Below are 18,161 nucleotides of genomic sequence, written 5' to 3' on the forward strand. Positions count from 1 at the left end.
CCGCTCACGCACTCCCCGCCCCGCGCAGTGCCCCCAAGGAGAAACCATGTCCACACGCATAGCCCCGTCGCCTCGGCGACGCACTCGCCTGGGTATCAGAGCAGTCATGGCAACAGGTGTCGTCCTGGCCCTCGCCCCCGCCTGTGCCAACCCCGACGACGCCGGCACCGCTGCCTCCGCATCGGCCGCCGGTCAGACCGGGGCCCAGGTGTCGGTCAAGCGCGATCCCGCGCTGTACGCCATGGTGCCGTCGAGCTACAAGAAGGCGGGCCGCATCCAGGTCGCCACCAACGCGCCCTTCCCGCCCTTCGAGATGTTCGCGGCGGAGAAGAAGCTCGCCGGTCTGGAGATCGACCTCGGTCACGCCGTGGGCCAGCGGCTGGGTGTGCCGTTCGAGTTCTCCCAGCAGCCCTTCGACGGCCTGCTTCCCGGCCTGCAGGCGAAGAAGTACGACGTGCTGATGGCCGGTCTGTTCGACACGAAGGAGCGGGAGAAGACCGTCGACTTCGTCGACTACGCCCGTTCGGGTTCCGCCGTCCTCGTGGCCAAGGGCAATCCCGGCGGAATCAAGACGCTGGCCGACCTGTGCGGCAAGACGGCGGCGGCACAGACCGGTGCCCAGCAGGTGGCCCTGCTGAACAAGCGGAGCCGCACGTGCAAGGCCGCCGGCAAGCAGGCTGTCACGGTCAAGACCTTCCCGCAGTTCTCGGATGCGCTGCTGGCGATCAAGACCGGCAAGGCCGACACGATCCTGGGTGACCTGCCGGCCCTGCGCTACTCCGCGCAGAAGGACGACTCGGTCAAGGTCCTCACGGACCCGGCCGCACCCAACGGCTACGACGCCGTGCCGATGGGTATCGGCCTGCCCAAGGACCAGCCCGTCCTCCGCGAAGCCGTCCGCAGGGCCCTGGCCGGCCTGATCAAGGACGGTACCTACGGCAAGATCCTCGATGCCTACGGCGTCAGCAACATCGCGGTGAGCGCTCCCTCCGTCAACAAGGCGGAGGACTGACCCGATGACATCCGTTCCTTCCACCACCATGCCGTCGGCTGTCCATGACGCCGACCTCCCCGTCCGCAGGCTCCGCAGGCCGGGCCGCACCGCCATGGCCGTCGCGGCCGTGCTCTGCGCCGCCGGCATCATCTGGAGCTTCGCCACCAACCCCAACGTCGACTGGCACACCGTCGGCGCATACCTGTTCGCCCAACTCACCGTCAAGGGCGTGTGGGTGACGTTCTACCTGACCGTGATCAGCATGCTGATCGGCGTGGTCGGCGGCACCCTGATCGCGGTCATGGCGCTGTCCGACAACTACGTGCTGCGCGCGATCGCGGCCGCCTACACCGCGCTGTTCCGCGGCACGCCGGTCCTGGTGCAGATCATCTTCTGGGGCTTCATCGGGGCGTTCTTCCCCCACCTGACCATCGGGATCCCCTTCACCGACGTCGTCCTGTACTCGGCCCCGACCAGCAGCCTGGTCTCGGCGACCACCGCCGCGATCCTGGCGCTGGGGCTCAACGAGATCGCCTACGCCGCCGAGATCGTCCGCGGCGGCATCGACTCCGTGGACCCCGGCCAGCGTGAAGCGGCCTGTGCCCTGGGCCTGACTCCGGCCACCACGATGCGCCGCATCGTCCTGCCGCAGGCGATGCGGGTGATCGTGCCGCCGATGGGCAACGAGGTCGTCACCATGCTCAAGACCACCTCCCTGGTCTCGGTGATCGCGGGCAACGACCTGCTGACCAACCTCCAGCAGGTCTACTCCCAGAACTACAAGGTCATCCCGCTCCTGGTGGTGGCTTCCCTCTGGTACCTGGCGCTCACCGCCCTCTTCACCCTCGGCCAGCGTCAGCTGGAGAAGTACTACGGCCGCGGCACCCTGCCGGGCTCCGCCCGCAAGGGGCAACCCTCCAAGAACTCCGAGCGGGCCGCAGCGGCCGGGAGGTCACGATGAGCACACCCATGGTCAGCGCGATCGGCGTACACAAGGCGTTCGGTCACAACGAGATCCTCAAGGGCATCGACCTCACCGTGGAACAGGGCGAGGTCGCCTGCCTGATCGGCCCCAGCGGTTCCGGCAAGAGCACGTTCCTGCGCTGTATCAACCACCTGGAGCGCATCGACTCCGGACAGTTGTACGTCGCCGGTGAACTCGTCGGCTACCGCCGCCACGACGGCTACCTCCAAGAGCTCTCCGAGAAGGAGATCGCCCGTCGCCGCAGCCGCATCGGCATGGTCTTCCAGCGCTTCAACCTCTTCCCGCACATGACGGCCCTGCAGAACATCACCGAGGCCCCGCAACGGGTCCTGGGCCGCACCCGGGGCGAAGCCGAGGAGGAGGCCCACACCCTCCTCGACCGCGTCGGCCTCGCCGGCCGGGAGAACCACTACCCCTCCCAGCTGTCGGGAGGCCAGCAGCAGCGGGTCGCCATCGCCCGCGCCCTCGCCATGCGGCCGGAACTGATGCTCTTCGACGAACCGACCTCCGCGCTCGACCCCGAACTCGTCGGCGAAGTACTTCAAGTCATGCGGGACCTCGCCGAGTCGGGCATGACCATGGTGGTCGTCACCCACGAGATGGGCTTCGCCCGTGAGGTCGCCGACCAGGTCGCCTTCCTCGACGGCGGCTGCGTCATCGAGCACGGCTCCGCCAAGGACGTCCTGACCACTCCCGGCCACGAGCGCACCCGCGCCTTCCTCGCCCAGGTCCTGTAGGAGGGCGGCCATGACCACGCCAGACGCCACGGCCGTGGAACCGGACCAGCAGGGACTCGACGAAGTAGTCGAGTTGTGCCGGGACCTGATCCGCATCGACACCAGCAACTACTTCGACGGCACCGGCCCGGGGGAACGGCAGGCGGCCGAGTATGTCGCCCACCGGCTGGACGAGGTAGGCATCGACAGCACCCTGCTCGAAGCCGACCCCCGTCGCACCAGCGTGGTTGCCAGGATCCCCGGACGCGACCGGTCGCGTCCGGCCCTGCTCGTGCACGGACACCTCGACGTCGTGCCCGCCGACCCGCACGACTGGTCCGTCGACCCGTTCGCCGGGGAGATCCGGGACGGCTGTCTGTGGGGCCGAGGCGCCGTCGACATGAAGAACATGAACGCGATGATCCTGGCCGCCGTTAGGCGGCTGGCCCGCAGCGGTGAACTGCCCGCCCGGGACATCGTCCTGGCGTTCCTCGCGGACGAGGAGGCCGGCGGCGACCTGGGCTCACGGTGGCTCGCCACCCACCATCGCGATCTCCTGGACGGCTGCGACCAGGCCGTGAGCGAGATCGGCGGCTTCTCTGTCGATGTACCCGGCGCCGACCAGCGCGTCTACCTCATCGAGACCGCCCGCAAGGGCGTCGCCTGGCTGCGCCTGCGGGCCCGCGGCACACGCGGTCACGGCTCGATGATCACCAACGACAACGCCACCGCGCACCTGGCCGCGGCCGTGACCCGGCTCGCCCGGCACACCTGGCCCGTCGAGCTCACCCCGACCACCACCCGTATGACGGGCGAGCTGCGGGATCTGACCGGGATCGACGTGATCGAGGACGACCTCGACGGCACCGCCCTCACGTCGGTCGCGGGGCTGGTCAGTTCCTCCCTGCGGCATGTGGCCAATCCGACGGTGCTGCGCGCCGGAGACACCGTCAACGTGATCCCGTCGGAAGCGGAAGCACTGGTGGACGGACGTTTCGTGCCCGGCCGTCACGAGGAGTTCCTGCGTACGGTCGCCGACCTCGTCGGACCCGGCATAGAAGTCGACATCATGGACTTCACGGACTCGGCCGAGGCCGTCCCCGACGGCGCACTCGTCTCCGCCATGCACCGGGCTCTGCGCGCCGAGGACCCCGCAGCAACGGTGATCCCGTACTGCTCCTCCGCCTCGACCGACAACGCCTCCTTCGCTCCGCTGGGCATCCAGGGGTTCGGTTTCGCCCCGCTGCGACTTCCCCCCGGCTTCGACTTCGCCGCCATGTTCCACGGCACCGACGAGCGCATCCCGCTCGAGAGCCTCCGCTTCGGGGCCCGCACTCTGCACCGTTTCCTCACCGACAGCTGAATGCCCGTCAGCTGAAAGCACCAGTACCCACAACCCACAGGTAGCCATGAACAAGCCCATCCCGAACGGATCCAGCAGCCGTCGCCGCAACGGCGGCGACCTCGTCATCGAATCCCTGGAGGCCCTCGGCGCCTCCACCGTCTTCGGCATCCCCGGGCAGCACGCCCTGGGGCTGTTCGACGCGCTCAGGCACAGCAGCCTGCGTTTCGTCTCCAGCCGCGTGGAGAACAACGCCGCCTTCGCGGCCGACGGGCATGCCCGTACCACCGGAACGGTCACCCCGCTGCTGCTGTCGACCGGACCCGGCGCGCTGACGGCATTGGCAGGCCTGCAAGAGGCGATGGCGGCCTCGGCGCCGGTACTCGTGATCAGCAGCCAGATTCCCTCCGCGGGACTCGGCGGCGCCCGGCGCGGTTTTCTGCACGAGCTGCCCGACCAGCAGGCCATCGCCCGGGGAGTGGTCAAGTCCACCCGGATCGCGCGTACCGCCTCGCAGATCCCCTCGGCGATCGCCCAGGCTTGGCAGGAGGCGGCAACCGCCCCCACCGGCCCGGTCTGGGTCGAAGTGCCGCAGGACATCCTCCTGGCCCCGGTCACCGTTCCGCCGGTCGACAATCTGACGGCACCGGCGCTGCCCGTGCGCCCGCGCGCCGAGGTCATCACGGAGGCGGCCCGCATCCTGGACGCGGCCGACCGCCCGGCGATCCTGGCGGGCGGAGGCGTGGTTCGTGCACAGGGCCAACAGGCCTTGCTGGACCTGGCCGAACAACTGCAGGCCCCGGTGGCGACCACGTTCGGCGGGAAGGGCGCCTTCCCCTGGAACCACCCCCTGTCCCTGCAGTCCTGGCTGGAGGACCGCCACCTCACCGAATTCCTGGAGAACGCCGACGTCCTGCTCGTGGCCGGCACCGGCCTGGGCGAACTCTCCAGCAACTACCACACCTTCGCCCCCAAGGGCCGCCTCATCCAGATCGAGGCCGACCTGGGCAAGCTGGAGTCCAACCACCCCGCACTCGGTATCCACGCCGACGCGCGCATCGCTCTGGAGCACCTCGGCACGGCCGTAGCCCCACGCGGCCGGCACGCCCAGCCCCAGGACGCGGTCGCCGACGTGCTGGCGCGCATCCGCGCACGCATCCGAAGCCAGGATCTCCAGTTCGAGGAGCAGGTCCTGGCCGCCGTACGCCAAGCTCTGCCCGATGATGCCCCCAGCTTCTGGGACATGACCATCCTCGGCTACTGGGCCTGGTCCGCCTTCGACCCGCGTGGCGGCACCTTCCAATCGGGGCAAGGCGCCGGTGGTCTCGGCTACGGACTGCCCGCCGCCATTGGCGCGGCCGCCGCTCTCGACGGCGCACCCGTCCTCGCCGTCAGCGGCGACGGCGGCGCCATGTACTCGCTGGCCGAACTCGCCACCATCCGTCAGCACCACCTGCCCGTCACCTGGCTGATCATCGACGACGGCGGCTACGGCATCCTCCGCGAATACATGAACGACGCCTTCGGTCAGGCCACGGCCACCGAACTGGCGCGCCCGGACTTCGAGGTCCTGGCACAGTCATTCGCCATCCCCGCGGTCACGACCACCCCCAAGCGCCTTGAGGCCGACCTCGCCAAGGCCCTCGCCTCCGGGCAACCGCACGTCGTCGTACTCCCGGCCCGGCTGCGCATGTTCGCCCCCACCCACCTGGAGCCCGCATGACCACCGCGGCCTTGCTCACCAACTTCGTCGACAACCGCAGAGTCCCCCACACCGGCGCCACGAGCGAACTCGTCGACCCCAGTACCGGCGAGCTGATCGGACATGCCGCGGTGTCCACCGCCGCCGACGTCGACCTGGCCCTGCGCGCCGCCCGGAGTGCCTTCACCTCCTGGCGGCGGAGCACGCCGAAGGAGCGCCAGACGGCGCTGCTGCGGCTGGCCGACGCGCTGGAGGAACACTCCGCGCACTTCGCCGACGCCGAGTGCCGCGAGACTGGCAAGCCCCGGCGTGTCGTCCTCGGGGAGGAGATCCCCCAGTGCGTCGATCAGCTGAGATTCTTCGCGGGGGCCGCCCGCATGCTGGAGGGCGCGGCAGCCGGCGAGTACCTGGAGGGAACCACCTCACTCATACGCCGCGAACCGCTGGGCGTCTGCGCACAGATCACGCCGTGGAACTATCCGCTGATGATGGCCGTGTGGAAGATCGCCGCCGCGATCGCCGGCGGCAACACCACGGTCGTCAAGCCCGCGGAGACCACACCGACGACCACCGTCCTGCTCGCCGAACTGGCGTCCTCCTTCCTGCCCCCGGGCGTCCTCAACGTCGTTCTGGGCGACCGTGACACCGGGCGCGCCCTCGTCTCGCACCCTGGTGCGGCTCTCGTCGCCATCACCGGATCGACCCGGGCGGGCATCGAGGTCGCACGGACCGCCGCTGACGACGTCAAGCAGACTCACCTCGAACTCGGCGGCAACGCCGCCGTGCTCGTCTTCGACGACGCGGACATCGAGGAGACTGCCGACGGCATCATCGCCGCCGGCTTCTACAACGCCGGACAGGACTGCACCGCGGCCACCCGCATCATCGCGCACGACACCGTCCACGACGCGCTCCTCGACGCACTCGTCAGCCGGGCCAAGGCCGTGGTCACCGGTCTCCCGCCCCAGGCCGACAGCGACTTCGGGCCGCTCAACAGCCAGGCTCAACTGGATCGCGTGACGGGACTTCTCCAGCGCCTCCCGCAGCACGCCGTCATCCACACCGGCGGCCATCGGGTCGGCGACCGCGGCTTCTTCTTCGCTCCCACTGTCGTCTCCGGACTGAGCCAGAACGACGAGATCATCCAGGAAGAGCTCTTCGCCCCGATCCTGACGGTGCAGCGCTTCGGCGCCGAGGCCGAGGCTGTCCACGCCGCCAACGACCAGCCGTACGGCCTTGCCGCATCGGTGTGGACCCGCGACCACTCCCGGGCCCTGCGTATTTCCGCCGACCTGGACTTCGGAGCCGTCTGGATCAACACCCATGGCCTCCTCGCAGCGGAGATGCCGCACGGCGGCTTCAAACACTCAGGCCACGGCAAGGACCTCTCGGCGTACGGACTCGCCGACTACACCCGCATCAAGCACGTCATGAGCGCGACCCGCTCCGCCTGACCCACAGTCCGGGCCGCCGCGCGTTCCGGCCCGGCGGCCGTTCCTCACCCATCCGGGAGACATCATGTCCTACACAACCATCACCACCGAGGCAGCCCCCACGCCGGGCGGCGCCTACAGCCAGGGACGCCGCATCGGCCCCTTCCTGCAGGTCTGCGGTCAACTGCCCACCGATCCGTCGACCGGGCAAATGCTGGTAGCCGACGTGGCCGACCAGACCCGACGCGTGCTCGAACAGGTACACGCGGTCCTCGCGGCGGACGGCGCCGACTGGCAGGACGTCCTCATGGTTCGCGTCTTCCTGGCCGAAGACGACGACTTCGAGGCGATGGACGACGCCTACCGCAGCGTCCTGTCGGCGCCGTACCCGCCGCGCGCCACCGTCACCGCGGGCCTGGCACCCGGAGCGCGCGTCGAGATCGACGTGCTGGCCGTCCGAGCCTGACAGAACCCCGGAGGACGCGTCCGCCGGGAGGGGAGGCCCGCCACATTGGGTGACCGGTATACCCGAACCACCTCAGGTGCGCGCCGTGAGCCGCAGCAGGCTCACTCTCTCCGGCGTGCACGCGTTGCACCGCATTCGAGGGTTTTCTGGACCTCGTGCCCGCGCATGCCTTCGGTGTGCCGCGGCTCGGTGCTGGTGCTGAGGGTGTGACAGACGTCCCTGGCGCGTAGCCCGTCCCTCTTGATATATGCGCTGATCTGCTGCGAGGCATGTTCTTCGACATCTCATTCATCGGAGTCAGCGGGATCAGCACCAAAGCCGGGATTACGACATTCGACGTACGTGAAGCGATGAAGAAGAAAATCATCATCGCGAACAGCACCAGGTCCTATGTCCTGGCCGACAGCGCAAAGTTCGGAAGATCAAGCTCCTACAAGGTGACAGACCTTAAGGACGCCTTCATCATCACGGACCAGTACAACGAAATACTCGGTAGCGCTGCCGAACACCGCATCGCCAAGCCCGAGGAGACGTGAGTCGGCAGTCGTCGGGCGGCTCGCTACACCCCAGGTAGCGGGTCACGACGTTTGACCCGTCGCGCGGCATCGTGCAGGACACGACATTTCCCAACCTGCTGATCCCGGGGTTCAACGCCGACCCCAGCTGTGTCGTCGACGGTACGTACTACGTGGTCACCTCGTCGTTCGAGTACCTGCCCGGTCTTCTACGTTACCTACAGCGCTCTGCTGACGCCCGACACTGAACCCTGGACCAGCGGCGGCATCCGCCAGGTCTCCGGGTGGACCTGGCGACGGGGATGTTCCCGGAGAAGACCTGGTCGCTCTGGTCCGGCACCGGACTGATCGTGCCCGAGGCTGGTACCTGCTGATCGCTGAAGGTGGCACCGGGCAACCCCGTCTGCGGGTCGCGGGCATGGACGGCCCGGTTCAGCGCACCGGACATGCCGGCCTGGTCTGCGGCCCCGACGGACGGGACGTACTGGTTCTCCTCGGGACCCTGGCTGCAGGTGCCTTGTGCCCCGCTCAGGCGGATACCTTCGTGACCCCGCTGGAATGGACCGACAGCTGGCCACAGCCGTCGCCCGTCGGCCTCGACCCGCGTGCGGATTCGCGCTGGACGAGCACTTCGGCTTCCACTGGTCCGCCGAGACCGCGGTGCCCTTCACCGGACGGAGCACCGGCATGTTCGCCGTGGAGGGCACTGCGCGCTTCGGGGACTTCCAATACCACGGGGAGGGCGGTTCGTGATTCGCGCCCAGAACCTTTGAGTGCGAGGGCATGACGCGCGTCGCGTATCCGGGAGCAAGTTGATGGCGGCACCACCGAAGGACATGGTGGCGCCGCCATCAACGCGATGGGGAAACCGAGTAACAGACGGCTACTTGAGGGCCATCGGCGTGATCGGAGAGCCGACCGAGCCGGTCACCTTCAGGCCCGGGGCGCAGAAGAGGAACTCCCAGACGCCGTCCTGCTCGCAGTCGACGGCGAGATCCTCGAAGTTGAACATCTCGCCGAGGGTCAGTCCCATGTCGCGGATGGTGACCTGGTGGAACGGGATGATCGCGCCCTCGATGGGGCACGGGTAGACCTCGCAGGCCCAGTTGTCCAGGGCGAGCGCGGCGACCTCGCGTTCGTACAGCCATCGGCAGGTGTCGAGGCCGGGGCCGGGCTCGTCGCCCATGAAGTGCTCGCGGTCGCCTTCGAGGAACCACTTGTACGATCCGGTGCGGATGCAGAGGATGTCGCCGGATTCCACGCGTACGCCCTGGCGCTCCTCGGCGGCCGAGAGGTCCGCCGCCGTGATCTCGTACGAGTCCGGGAGTCGGTCGACGCCCTTGAGCGCGGCGATGTCGAGCAGCACACCGCGGGAGATCAGGTGCTCCACCGCCTTAGCGAACGAGTTCTTGGCGGCGCCGACGAAGCTGTTCACCGCGGCGGCGGGCACGTTGTTGTAGAAGAGGCCGCCGTATCCGACGTGGGCGAGGCTGTCCCACTGAGTGGCTGCCTGCAGCCCGAGTACGACCATGTCGTCGGCGGAGATCATCCCGTCCGGGCAGCCCGCGGTGTCCGAGGGCAGCAACGTCATCACGTGCTGGGGGTTGGTGCGGAACCCGCCCGGGGTGAACGGGCCGTCCTTGTCGAACGGCATGCCGAGGTCGAAGTTCTTGCCGGTTCGGACCAGCTGCGCCGCGGCGACGCGCTTCTCGGGCGTGACGAAGTTCAGCGTCCCGATCTCGTCGTCGTCGCCCCAGCGCCCCCAGTTGCTCAGTTCCTTGCCGAGCTCGTGGTGCGGCCATGTCGTGCTGTCGCTCATGTCTTTCTCCTGTGCTTAGACCGTTGCTCCGCCGTCGACCGGGATCACGGTGCCTGTCATGTACTTAGACGCGTCCGAGGCGAGGAACAGGGCGACGGTGGCGATGTCCTCCGGCTGTCCCACCCTTCCGAGCGGGATAGTGGTGGCGATCGCCGACAGCGAGGCGTCGACGGCACCCTCCTCGAAAGCGGCGCGCATGCCGGCCGTGTCAGTGCCGCCGGGGCAGATCGCGTTGGCGCGGATTCCCTCGGGAGCGAGAAGAAGGGAAATCGACTTCATGAACTGGATGACCGCGCCCTTGGTCGCTGAATAGACCGGAAGCCCGGCGACTCCTCGAACACCTGCCGTGGAAGCGGTGAAGATGACCGAGGCCGCGACCGACTTGCGGAGCAACGGCAGGAGTTGCTGAGTCAGGTAGGCCGGCACCCACGCGTTGAGTGTCATGCACTCGTTCCAACTCGCGGCATCGAATGCGAGCTCGCGTGGACCGGTGATGCCGGCGTGATTGTGCAACACGTCGATGACGTCGTGACCGGATCGGACCACTGTGATGAAGGCGTCCAGTTCTGTCTGATCGCGAAGATCGACTCCGTGCGCCTCGGCGGATCCTCCTTCTCCCAGGATCTCGTCGGCGACGTCCTTGACGCCCGCTGCGTCTACGTCGGCAAGAATGACGTGTGCACCATGGGCCGCAAAGAGCCGGGCTCCGGCCCGCCCCATGCCTGAAGCGGCGGCCGTGATAAGCGCGGTTTTGCCTCCGAGGATTTTGACGCTGTCATGCATTGCTTCACTCACCAGTGATCCCTGCTCTCCGGAATCGTCATATCAGCTCAATATTGTGTGAGGGGTCAGGCGATTCTGGGGTCGCCCGGGACCAGTGCGTCGGCGAATCCCCATGGAACGCCGAGGCTTGTTGCCGGGTCGGTCACGATGAGGTGGTCGGTGCGGGTTCGAAGGCCGACGCCTTCGGCCTTGAGGTGGCGTTCGACGCGTCCGAGGTCGGCGACCTTGAAGGTGATCGCGTGGTAGGTGTCTCTGGGCGTGTTCGATGCCCAGTCGGCGTGTGCGGGAGTGCCCGCATCGGGCACGGCGAACTCGTACACGGCGTCCGCGAGGTGCACGTATGTGCTTGTCGCCCGGAGGGTCTCGTTGCGCCCCTCATGGATGACCTTGCCGCCGAGGCTGCCTGTGAACAGCCGGAGTTGGCGGTCCGGGTTGCCGGTGAGCACCGTGTGGTGGGAGCACCGTTCGATGCCGAGGGGGTCCTGGTCGGACACTGCCGGGAGTACCCAGTCCGGCTTGACCCGTGGGTCGAGCGGAAAGGGAATCTGTGGGAGGAACTCGTATCGCAGGCCGGTTTCTTCGGGGAGGGTGAAGAACAGCGGCATCCCGCCGGCGCTGGGCGGTTCGTCGCCCTCGGTGACCTCGTCGTTCTGGCCGATCAGCCGGAACCCCTGGTCTTTCAGGGCCCGGAAGAGCTCCGTGACCCCATCGACGTACCATCCGAACCCTTTCAGGTGCGGCGTAGTGACCGTTGGGTAGCGCTGCACGCCGTCGACTATGTACAGCTTGGGGTCGATGGTGTCGAACAGCACGTCGCCGATCGAGGTAAATGTGGAGTAGTCCATGCGTCGCCCCGGTGGCAGGGTGACGCCACCGAGTGTGGTTGCGAGATTCGTGCTGGGGCGTCCGAACACCCGCTCAAACCAACATTCGGCCTCATTGAGGTCGGTCACGTGATGGCTCGGGTGATACATCATCTTCACCCGAAAGCCGGCCTCGCCGACCGAAGGGTTCACAGGGTTGTTTTCGGCTTCAGACATAGATGTCTCCTGCCTAACAGGACTGGCGACGTCGGCCCGCGTAGGGAAAGCGCGGCGCAACGGACGGCAACAGTGCCCGGCTCTGGCGGCTCAATGGGCGATAGTTTAGACCGACCGGTCGACCTAATCAACCTCTGTGTGATGTTGAATAAATGGCAGAACGCGCCTGCATGCTGGTTGTTTTCCATTCCCTGACGTGCTACTCCCGACGTTGTGTTCACTTGCAGAATGCTTGGCGGCGACCGTTCGGCCCTGGCTCGCAGGAGGACGTCGTCAGGATGGAGTGGGCAGGCCGTCTCCAGGGCTCGGAGGCGCACTGCGATGTACGGTCGACCGGTCGGCGGGAGTATGAAGTCCCCCCCCCGTACGTGCCGGGTAGTTCGGTTACCGTCATGTTCCAGGTGCCGATGACGTCTGCCCGGTAGCGGACGCCGGGGTGGGCGACGAGGTCGACTTGCCGCGAAGCGCTCGGCGGGACTGCGGTGACCGAGGCTGCTGTGCGGACGGCGCAAAGTGCGCCAGCCCTCGATGAAGTCGAAGATCGCGGTGCGGGCGGCGGCCCGGCCGGGCCAGTGGGCGGTGTCGAGCAACTCCCGTTTGATGGTGTCGAAGAGCGACTCGGCAAGCGCGTTGTCCCGGCAGTGTCCAGTGCGGCCGACGGACGCGAGGATGACCAACTCCGTTGCCAGGGAGGCGAATTGCTGGCTGTTGTACTGACAGCCGCGATCCGGGTGAAAGACCACCGGCCGGGTGGGGCGACGCCGGCGCCATGCGGAGCGGAGAGCGTCCGCGACCAGGTCGGTCCGCAGATGGTCGGCGGTGGACCAGCCGACCACGCGGCGCGAGGCGATGCCGATGACAGCGGCCAGGTGGAGCCGGGCCTCTTCGGTGGGAAAGTGGGTGATGTCATCGCACCAGCGGGAGTCGAGGCCGCCGGGATCGGGAGCGAGGTTGCGGATGATGAGGTCGGGTCGGGCGCCGGCTTACCGGTCGGGGGTCGTCGCCAGCTGCTGTCGTCTGCAGTGGCGGCCCTGCGGGCCGGCGCTGCGCATCGGTCAGGCGAAGCGGCCCGGCGTGGACGGGCGGGGCCCCGGAGTTCCGGTAGGTTCCGTGGGACCGGTCGCGGACTTCGGCGACCTCCTCAGTCGGCTCGGGAGACCTTGAGCAGTTCACACGTGCGCTTGACGTTGTGACCGTCCCGCTTCTCCGCCTCGGCGAACGGGTGCACCGTCACCGGGTCTCTTTCATGAAGAAGGCCGTGGCCCGCTTGAGGATCTCCACGTCCTCCCGCAGCCGGCGGTTCTCCCGTCGCAGCGCGGCCGGCTCCTCGCGTCCACTGCTGGTCAGGCCATCATGCTCGCCCACGTCGCCCTCGGCCTGGCTGACCCCCAGCCCCACCCAGGCCTCGGTCGGATCGAAGTCCTTGGCGACCTGGCCGACAGAGCGGTCACCCCGCCGACACAACTCCACGATCTCGGCCTTGAATTCGGGCTTGAACGAAAGACGAGGTGCAGGCTTCTTCCCCATGCTCTCCATGATGGACATCCTTCCGGGGCGGAGCCCCTGATCTCAGATGTCCGCCAAAGAGGATCAAGCCCAGTACATCCCGTGAGTGAGTTCGCCGCGCTCACGGGATGAACCGATTCCTCACCAAGTCGGAGGCTGCGGTCGACCTGGTAGCTGATGTGAAGTGTGTTTCGCCCATAATGCGGTCCCACACTGGGTACCTGGGCGCTACCAGGTCACCGGGAGTTCGTGGAGGCCGTACACCATGCCGTCCTCCTTGAACGGCAGGTTGTCGACTGGCTGTGCCAAGCGTAGTTCGGGTACCCGGCGGAGCAGGGTGTCGAAGACGATGCGCAGTTCCGCTCGGGCGAGGTTCTGCCCCGGGCAGGAGCGCGGTCCGTATCCGAAACCCAGGTGCGCCCGAGTGTCGCGGCTGATGTCGAACAGGTCGGGTGCCTCGAACACGTCGGGGTCCCGGTTGGCCGTATTGCACAGCGCGATCGCACCTTCGCCCGCGTGGATGACCGTACCGCCGATCTCCGTGTCTTCGACGGCAACTCGGACGACGGCATACTCGCCGACGGTGAAGTACCGCAGCATCTCCTCGACCGCGCCCGGCGTCTTCGCCGGGTCCTCGCGCAGCGCTTGGAGGGACTCGGGGTTCTCCAGCAGCATCATCGTGCCGAGGGAGATCATGTTCGCGGTGGTCTCGTGGCCGGCGACCAGCAGCAGGACCCCGAAGCCCGCGGAGGTCTTGCGGTCGCCCGTCCTGTCCAGCAGCCGGGTGAGCAGATCATCGCCGGGCTCGCGCTCCTTGCGGGCCATGAGCTCGTCCAGGTAGGCGATCAACTCGGTCATGGCGGCGCCCTGTTCCTCGCGGGTCGCGGTCCGGCGCAGCATCTCGCCGGTCCGTTCCTGGAAGAAGTCGTGCTCGGCGTAGGGCACACCGAGCAGTTCGCAGATGGCCAGGGACGGAACCGGGAGCGCGAGTGTCTCGACGAAGTCGGCGGGGCGCGGTCCGGCGAGCAGCACGTCGATGCGGTCGTCGACGATTTGCTGGAGTCGGGCCTCCAGTCCCGCGATGCGCTTCAGCGTGAACTCCCCGGTCACATCGCGCCTCTGACGCAGGTGTTCCGCCCCGTCCACGGTGATCAGGGGTGTACCGGGCGCGGAATGCGTCTGCGCGACGGACATGTGCGGGATGCCCGGGCGCATGCGATTGGCGCTGAAGTGCGGGCTCGCCAGCATGGCCCGGACGTCCTCGTGTCGAGTGATCGCCCACACCTGGGAGCCGCTGGGCAGTGTGACCCGGGTGACGGGTTCTTCCTGGCGTAACCGGACGTGCTCCGACACGGGGGCGAACGGGCATGTGCGGGCGAGAGGCAGAGGGGTGGTGGCTGCCATGGGGAACCTCCAGGTGGGGGCAGGAGACGGACCCTGAACCGATCGCCGATCGGAAGATCGACTAATGCAAACGTTTGTATTAATCTAGCGGCGTGCGGGCGCCCGATCAAGGGTGGCCCAGGGGATCGGGGAAGTCGGAGACGAGCAACGGCACGGTCCCACGCGCCATCGTTGAGCCGAGGGCTCGCATTGCGCTTACTCTGTCGTCTTGTTTGCCCGAGGGCGTCGGTCCGGTCGGGGACCTACAGTGCCCTGCTGGCTCCGCCGGCGTCAGCAGTACACGGCTCTGATGAGGTGGCGATGGCAGGCGGGACGCGGCGAAGCGATGAACGGGTAAGCGCCACGCGGGAGGTACTGCTGACCGCGGCAGAGCGGTTGTTCGCCGAGCGCGGAGTGCACGCGGTCACCCACCGGCAGATCAGCGAGGCCGCCGGGCAGGGAAACATCGCCGCAGTCAACTACCATTTCGGCACCAAGGACGACCTGGTCCGCGCGATTGCCCGTCGGCACGGCGAGCAGATCGAGCGCAGGCGGGCCGACATGGTGGCCGCCCTCGGTGACTCCACCGACCTGCGAGCATGGGTAGCCTGTCTGGTCCGCCCGGTCACCGAGCACTTGGAGTTGCTGGGTAGTCCCACGTGGTACGCACGTTTCGCCGCCCAGATCATGGCCGACCCGATCCTCTTCTCGATCGTGGTCGAGGAGTCCCTCGCGATGGCACCTTTGCTGCGATCCTACGAGGACGGACTGGCTCGGTGCCTGCCCCATCTGCCGACTGAAGTGATCACCGAACGTGCTGTCATGGCACGTCATTTGACCGGGCAGATGTGCGCGGAGCGGGAACGCGCCCTGGCGGACGGCATCCCCACCTATCGCCCCACCTGGGGTGCCGCCTCCGATGCGCTCATCGACGCGATCGTCGGCCTGTGGCGCACGCCGCTGAAGCCGGGGGCATGATTGGGCGGTCGGCCCACGTCACTCGTTGAGCGGGTACCGGCCGTTCTTGCGGCGGACGACGTCAATTGGCCGGCCAATCTTCTGCTGGAGCGTGAGCGCCGAACGGCGGTGGCCGATGATGGGGCTCTGCCGGCACTGGCGCTGCAGACGGTCGGCAGCCGCTGTCGCGCGGGTCAGCCAGCGGGCGGCGTCGGCGGGCGGTGCGTCCGTCGGCCGGTCCGCGCCCTGGGCGTCTGTCCGGCTGCTCGTGGGTCTCGCGGATGCCGATGGTGCGGGGCGGGTGAGGCGGCCGGTGATGGCATGCGCCGCCCACACGAGGCCGCCGACACCCGCGCCGACGGGCAGGGCGGTGGCGGCCGGGGCGCCGGCGAGGAGGGCCATGACGCTGCCCGCGACGGCGAACAGCGCGGCCGCGGCGGCGGGATGGCGACGGCTGCCCACCGTGTCCTCTCTGTCTGCGCTGTCCATGGGGTCTGAGCTCGCCTTCCGGTGCCGACGGTTCAGAAGTCGCTGATGACGGAGACCATCACCTTGTCGATGACCGCCGGGTCGCGGGCGTCGTGGGAGGTGGCCTTGGCGGCGGTGGCGATCTTCGTGAGTGTGCCGAAGTCGGCCTGGTCGCTGAAGGCGACGGTGAAGACGCGTACGGACCGCTCCAACCGGTCGGCGTCGAGGTCTCTCAGAAGTCGGTCGAGGTCGTTGTCGGGCGGATACTCGTTCCTGCCGTCGGTCAGTACGACGACGGCGTTGATGCGGTCGCTGTCCAGGTCGGCCAGCATCGCCCGCTGGGCGGCGCGCACGGTGGCGTAGAGGGCGGTGCCGCCCTCGGCGTGCAGCCCGTTGATGGCATCGGTGAGCCGCTGCCTGTTGTCGCGCAGGGGGCCCGGCGACACGATCTGCCGGTACGGCTTGGGCTGGTCGTCAGCCCCGGTGGAGAACGCCCACAGGCCGACCTCGTCGGCTGGGTGGTAGAGGCCGGGCGTGGCGACGGCGGCCTTCTTGGCCGCCTCCAGCCGGCTCTGTCCGCCGCCCGCGGACTGGTTCATCGACCCGGAGACGTCCATGACGAGCAGGACCCGGGCCTTCTTGCGTAGTTCGTCCCAGCTGTCCAGGACCGCGGCCAGCACCCCGGGTGCGGGCGGGTCGATCAGGGCCAGGTTCCGCTTGCTCTGCTCGGACAGGCTGACCGAGCGGGCGAGTTCGCTGCCGGCGTTGCCCTCGTGGTCGCGGAATCCGGCCTGCTGGAAGCGGCGCTGCTGGGCGTCCTGCAGCAGGAAGCCGCGGAAGTCGGCGGCAGCGGCCCGCTGTTGCCCGGAGGCCGAGGGCAGCACGACGTAGGGGTGGTCGAACATCAGCGTGCCGTCGGCCGGGTGCACGGCCACCAGCGGCACCTTCGGCTTCTTACCCTTGCCGATCCGGTCGGTCTCGCCCGTGGGACTGCCCTGGTTGTACAGGTGGATCAACTGCTCCTGTACGGCGATGGCGCTGGTGTACGACAGGGCCTGCCCGTCGGCGTCCGCCTCGGCGAGGTTGGCCATGTACGCGGTCGCGTCGGAGGCGTAGTGCAGGACGCCCGCCTCGACCCCCGCCACGAACCGCCGGGTCTTTGCGTTCTTGACCTCGTCCAGGGTCAGGTCGCTGGAGCGGCCCGTGGCGGCGTAGAAGGCGGCCACGGTCGCGGCCAGGCCCGAGGTGGAGGTGTGCGGGTTGTCCTTGCCCAGGCTGAAGCGGCCCCATTCGGGTCGGCCGACCGAGGCCCAGCCCTTCTGCGTCAGCGACAGCACGTCCTTCCAGTCGATCCGTTTCTTCGGCCAGCCGAGTGCCTCCGCCATGGGCCGGGGCATGGCGATCGCCAGCGGGCTGGTGGCGAGCGACTTCGGCTTCTCACCGGTGAGCAGCTTGCGGTCGGTGGCGGTCGCGTTGCGCTGGAGCAGTGTCAGCCACAGCGAGGAGGACGGCGTCCACACCTGCGGTTCGGGGGCGCCGTCGCGCCGCTCGTCCCACCCTTGGGCAAGGGCGTCCTTGGCGATGCCGGAACTCGTCTCCGACACCGTCACCCGGGCGCACTCCCCGCCCGCGAGCTTCCGCCCGGAGTCGTTGTACTTCTCGGCGAGTTCGGCGAGCGGATCGCCCTTCTCCGTCGAGGAGTTCACCTCCAGCCGTACCTTGCAGCCGCCGCCCGAACCGCCTACGGACGCGTTCACCACCACGCCGACGGCCGCGAGCAGCGCCAGCCCCACCACGACCGCCACCAGCAGCGGCAGCCCGCGTACGTTCCCCATGGCACCCCCGTGTCCATGCCTCGCCCGAGGCGGGCCCTTCTCGGATCACCGGATCGAGGCCGCCCGGCCGGTTGCGCCGGGTGACGTACTCGCGGCCCGTGCACGTGCGGCCGGGACGGGATCCGTGTCCCCCGTCTTGTGGTCGAGGACGCGGCCGGAGCCGTCGACGGCGTTGTCGCACTGTTAAGGAAGTGGTAATGCCTGTTCGACAGGTTGA

The 18,161-nt window shown here is 68.3% G+C and carries 17 protein-coding genes and 2 pseudogenes; 10 read left to right on the forward strand and 9 right to left on the reverse strand.

Features of this window, described 5'->3' with window-relative positions:
- Nucleotides 1-106: 106 nt before the first annotated feature.
- From ACGFZS_RS32345 to ACGFZS_RS32385, 9 genes are all read left to right on the forward strand, one after another.
- Entirely contained in the window at nt 107-1,012 is a 906-nt protein-coding gene (locus tag ACGFZS_RS32345; protein WP_393798054.1) for an ABC transporter substrate-binding protein, read from the forward strand.
- Between the two features lie 4 nt (nt 1,013-1,016).
- Nucleotides 1,017-1,955 carry an amino acid ABC transporter permease gene (locus tag ACGFZS_RS32350; RefSeq protein ID WP_393798055.1) on the forward strand — a complete coding sequence of 313 codons (939 nt, stop codon included), beginning with the start codon at nt 1,017-1,019 and terminating at the stop codon, nt 1,953-1,955.
- A gap of 8 nt (nt 1,956-1,963) precedes the next feature.
- Nucleotides 1,964-2,716 carry an amino acid ABC transporter ATP-binding protein gene (locus tag ACGFZS_RS32355; RefSeq protein ID WP_393798357.1) on the forward strand — a complete coding sequence of 251 codons (753 nt, stop codon included), beginning with the start codon at nt 1,964-1,966 and terminating at the stop codon, nt 2,714-2,716.
- 10 nt (nt 2,717-2,726) lie between these two features.
- Nucleotides 2,727-4,058, forward strand: a complete 1,332-nt coding sequence (locus ACGFZS_RS32360; protein ID WP_393798056.1) for a M20/M25/M40 family metallo-hydrolase — start codon at nt 2,727-2,729, stop codon at nt 4,056-4,058.
- A gap of 46 nt (nt 4,059-4,104) precedes the next feature.
- Nucleotides 4,105-5,760: a thiamine pyrophosphate-binding protein gene (locus ACGFZS_RS32365; protein ID WP_393798057.1), complete on the forward strand. Its 1,656-nt coding sequence runs from the start codon at nt 4,105-4,107 to the stop codon at nt 5,758-5,760.
- The gene (locus ACGFZS_RS32370) at nt 5,757-7,193 is read left to right on the forward strand and encodes a gamma-aminobutyraldehyde dehydrogenase (protein ID WP_393798058.1); all 1,437 of its coding nucleotides are present in this window, start codon (nt 5,757-5,759) and stop codon (nt 7,191-7,193) included. The genes ACGFZS_RS32365 and ACGFZS_RS32370 overlap by 4 nt, the downstream gene beginning before the upstream one ends.
- A 64-nt stretch (nt 7,194-7,257) precedes the next feature.
- Nucleotides 7,258-7,638, forward strand: coding sequence for a RidA family protein (locus ACGFZS_RS32375; RefSeq protein ID WP_393798059.1), 381 nt, complete (start codon nt 7,258-7,260; stop codon nt 7,636-7,638).
- Between the two features lie 260 nt (nt 7,639-7,898).
- Nucleotides 7,899-8,174, forward strand: coding sequence for a hypothetical protein (locus ACGFZS_RS32380; RefSeq protein WP_393798358.1), 276 nt, complete (start codon nt 7,899-7,901; stop codon nt 8,172-8,174).
- Nucleotides 8,175-8,711: 537 nt separating this feature from the next.
- Nucleotides 8,712-8,906 (forward strand): hypothetical protein, encoded by a 195-nt coding sequence (locus ACGFZS_RS32385; RefSeq protein ID WP_393798060.1) that lies wholly within the window; start codon nt 8,712-8,714, stop codon nt 8,904-8,906.
- A gap of 130 nt (nt 8,907-9,036) precedes the next feature.
- Here the strand turns inward: ACGFZS_RS32385 and ACGFZS_RS32390 are convergent, their stop codons facing one another.
- From ACGFZS_RS32390 to ACGFZS_RS32420, 7 genes and pseudogenes are all read right to left on the reverse strand, one after another.
- Entirely contained in the window at nt 9,037-9,972 is a 936-nt protein-coding gene (locus ACGFZS_RS32390) for a cyclase family protein (RefSeq protein ID WP_393798061.1), read from the reverse strand.
- A gap of 15 nt (nt 9,973-9,987) precedes the next feature.
- Complete coding sequence (locus tag ACGFZS_RS32395; RefSeq protein WP_393798062.1) at nt 9,988-10,767, reverse strand: SDR family NAD(P)-dependent oxidoreductase; 780 nt, start codon at nt 10,765-10,767, stop codon at nt 9,988-9,990.
- A gap of 53 nt (nt 10,768-10,820) precedes the next feature.
- Nucleotides 10,821-11,795, reverse strand: coding sequence for a VOC family protein (locus ACGFZS_RS32400; RefSeq protein WP_393798063.1), 975 nt, complete (start codon nt 11,793-11,795; stop codon nt 10,821-10,823).
- 217 nt (nt 11,796-12,012) lie between these two features.
- Nucleotides 12,013-12,210 (reverse strand): annotated as a pseudogene (locus ACGFZS_RS32405) (hypothetical protein); the annotation flags it as partial.
- Between the two features lie 70 nt (nt 12,211-12,280).
- Nucleotides 12,281-12,757 (reverse strand): annotated as a pseudogene (locus ACGFZS_RS32410) (DDE-type integrase/transposase/recombinase); the annotation flags it as partial.
- Nucleotides 12,758-13,025: 268 nt separating this feature from the next.
- A complete protein-coding gene (locus tag ACGFZS_RS32415) occupies nt 13,026-13,331 on the reverse strand; it encodes a transposase (RefSeq protein ID WP_393798064.1) in 306 nt (101 codons plus the stop codon).
- A gap of 198 nt (nt 13,332-13,529) precedes the next feature.
- Nucleotides 13,530-14,705, reverse strand: a complete 1,176-nt coding sequence (locus ACGFZS_RS32420; RefSeq protein ID WP_393798065.1) for a cytochrome P450 — start codon at nt 14,703-14,705, stop codon at nt 13,530-13,532.
- A 300-nt stretch (nt 14,706-15,005) separates the two neighbouring features.
- Here ACGFZS_RS32420 and ACGFZS_RS32425 point away from each other — a divergent pair, with 300 nt between their 5' ends.
- Nucleotides 15,006-15,662, forward strand: coding sequence for a TetR/AcrR family transcriptional regulator (locus tag ACGFZS_RS32425; protein ID WP_393798066.1), 657 nt, complete (start codon nt 15,006-15,008; stop codon nt 15,660-15,662).
- An 18-nt stretch (nt 15,663-15,680) separates the two neighbouring features.
- Here ACGFZS_RS32425 and ACGFZS_RS32430 read toward each other — a convergent pair whose 3' ends face one another.
- Nucleotides 15,681-16,130: a hypothetical protein gene (locus ACGFZS_RS32430; protein ID WP_393798067.1), complete on the reverse strand. Its 450-nt coding sequence runs from the start codon at nt 16,128-16,130 to the stop codon at nt 15,681-15,683.
- 32 nt (nt 16,131-16,162) lie between these two features.
- A complete protein-coding gene (locus ACGFZS_RS32435; protein WP_393798068.1) occupies nt 16,163-17,944 on the reverse strand; it encodes a substrate-binding domain-containing protein in 1,782 nt (593 codons plus the stop codon).
- Between the last annotated feature and the right edge of the window lie 217 nt (nt 17,945-18,161).

Origin of the sequence: Streptomyces sp. NPDC048288 (assembly GCF_043201555.1) — a bacterium.
Lineage (GTDB): Bacteria > Actinomycetota > Actinomycetes > Streptomycetales > Streptomycetaceae > Streptomyces.

Coding starts and splice junctions, on each gene's coding strand:
- ACGFZS_RS32365 (WP_393798057.1), top strand. CDS start 4,105: ATGAACAAGCCCATCCCGAACGGATCCAGCAGCCGTCGCCGCAACGGC.
- ACGFZS_RS32385 (WP_393798060.1), top strand. CDS start 8,712: ATGGACCGACAGCTGGCCACAGCCGTCGCCCGTCGGCCTCGACCCGCG.
- ACGFZS_RS32425 (WP_393798066.1), top strand. CDS start 15,006: ATGGCAGGCGGGACGCGGCGAAGCGATGAACGGGTAAGCGCCACGCGG.
- ACGFZS_RS32360 (WP_393798056.1), top strand. CDS start 2,727: ATGACCACGCCAGACGCCACGGCCGTGGAACCGGACCAGCAGGGACTC.
- ACGFZS_RS32400 (WP_393798063.1), bottom strand. CDS start 11,795: ATGTCTGAAGCCGAAAACAACCCTGTGAACCCTTCGGTCGGCGAGGCC.
- ACGFZS_RS32435 (WP_393798068.1), bottom strand. CDS start 17,944: ATGGGGAACGTACGCGGGCTGCCGCTGCTGGTGGCGGTCGTGGTGGGG.
- ACGFZS_RS32370 (WP_393798058.1), top strand. CDS start 5,757: ATGACCACCGCGGCCTTGCTCACCAACTTCGTCGACAACCGCAGAGTC.
- ACGFZS_RS32355 (WP_393798357.1), top strand. CDS start 1,964: ATGGTCAGCGCGATCGGCGTACACAAGGCGTTCGGTCACAACGAGATC.
- ACGFZS_RS32415 (WP_393798064.1), bottom strand. CDS start 13,331: ATGGAGAGCATGGGGAAGAAGCCTGCACCTCGTCTTTCGTTCAAGCCC.
- ACGFZS_RS32390 (WP_393798061.1), bottom strand. CDS start 9,972: ATGAGCGACAGCACGACATGGCCGCACCACGAGCTCGGCAAGGAACTG.
- ACGFZS_RS32420 (WP_393798065.1), bottom strand. CDS start 14,705: ATGGCAGCCACCACCCCTCTGCCTCTCGCCCGCACATGCCCGTTCGCC.
- ACGFZS_RS32345 (WP_393798054.1), top strand. CDS start 107: ATGGCAACAGGTGTCGTCCTGGCCCTCGCCCCCGCCTGTGCCAACCCC.
- ACGFZS_RS32350 (WP_393798055.1), top strand. CDS start 1,017: ATGACATCCGTTCCTTCCACCACCATGCCGTCGGCTGTCCATGACGCC.
- ACGFZS_RS32430 (WP_393798067.1), bottom strand. CDS start 16,130: ATGGACAGCGCAGACAGAGAGGACACGGTGGGCAGCCGTCGCCATCCC.
- ACGFZS_RS32375 (WP_393798059.1), top strand. CDS start 7,258: ATGTCCTACACAACCATCACCACCGAGGCAGCCCCCACGCCGGGCGGC.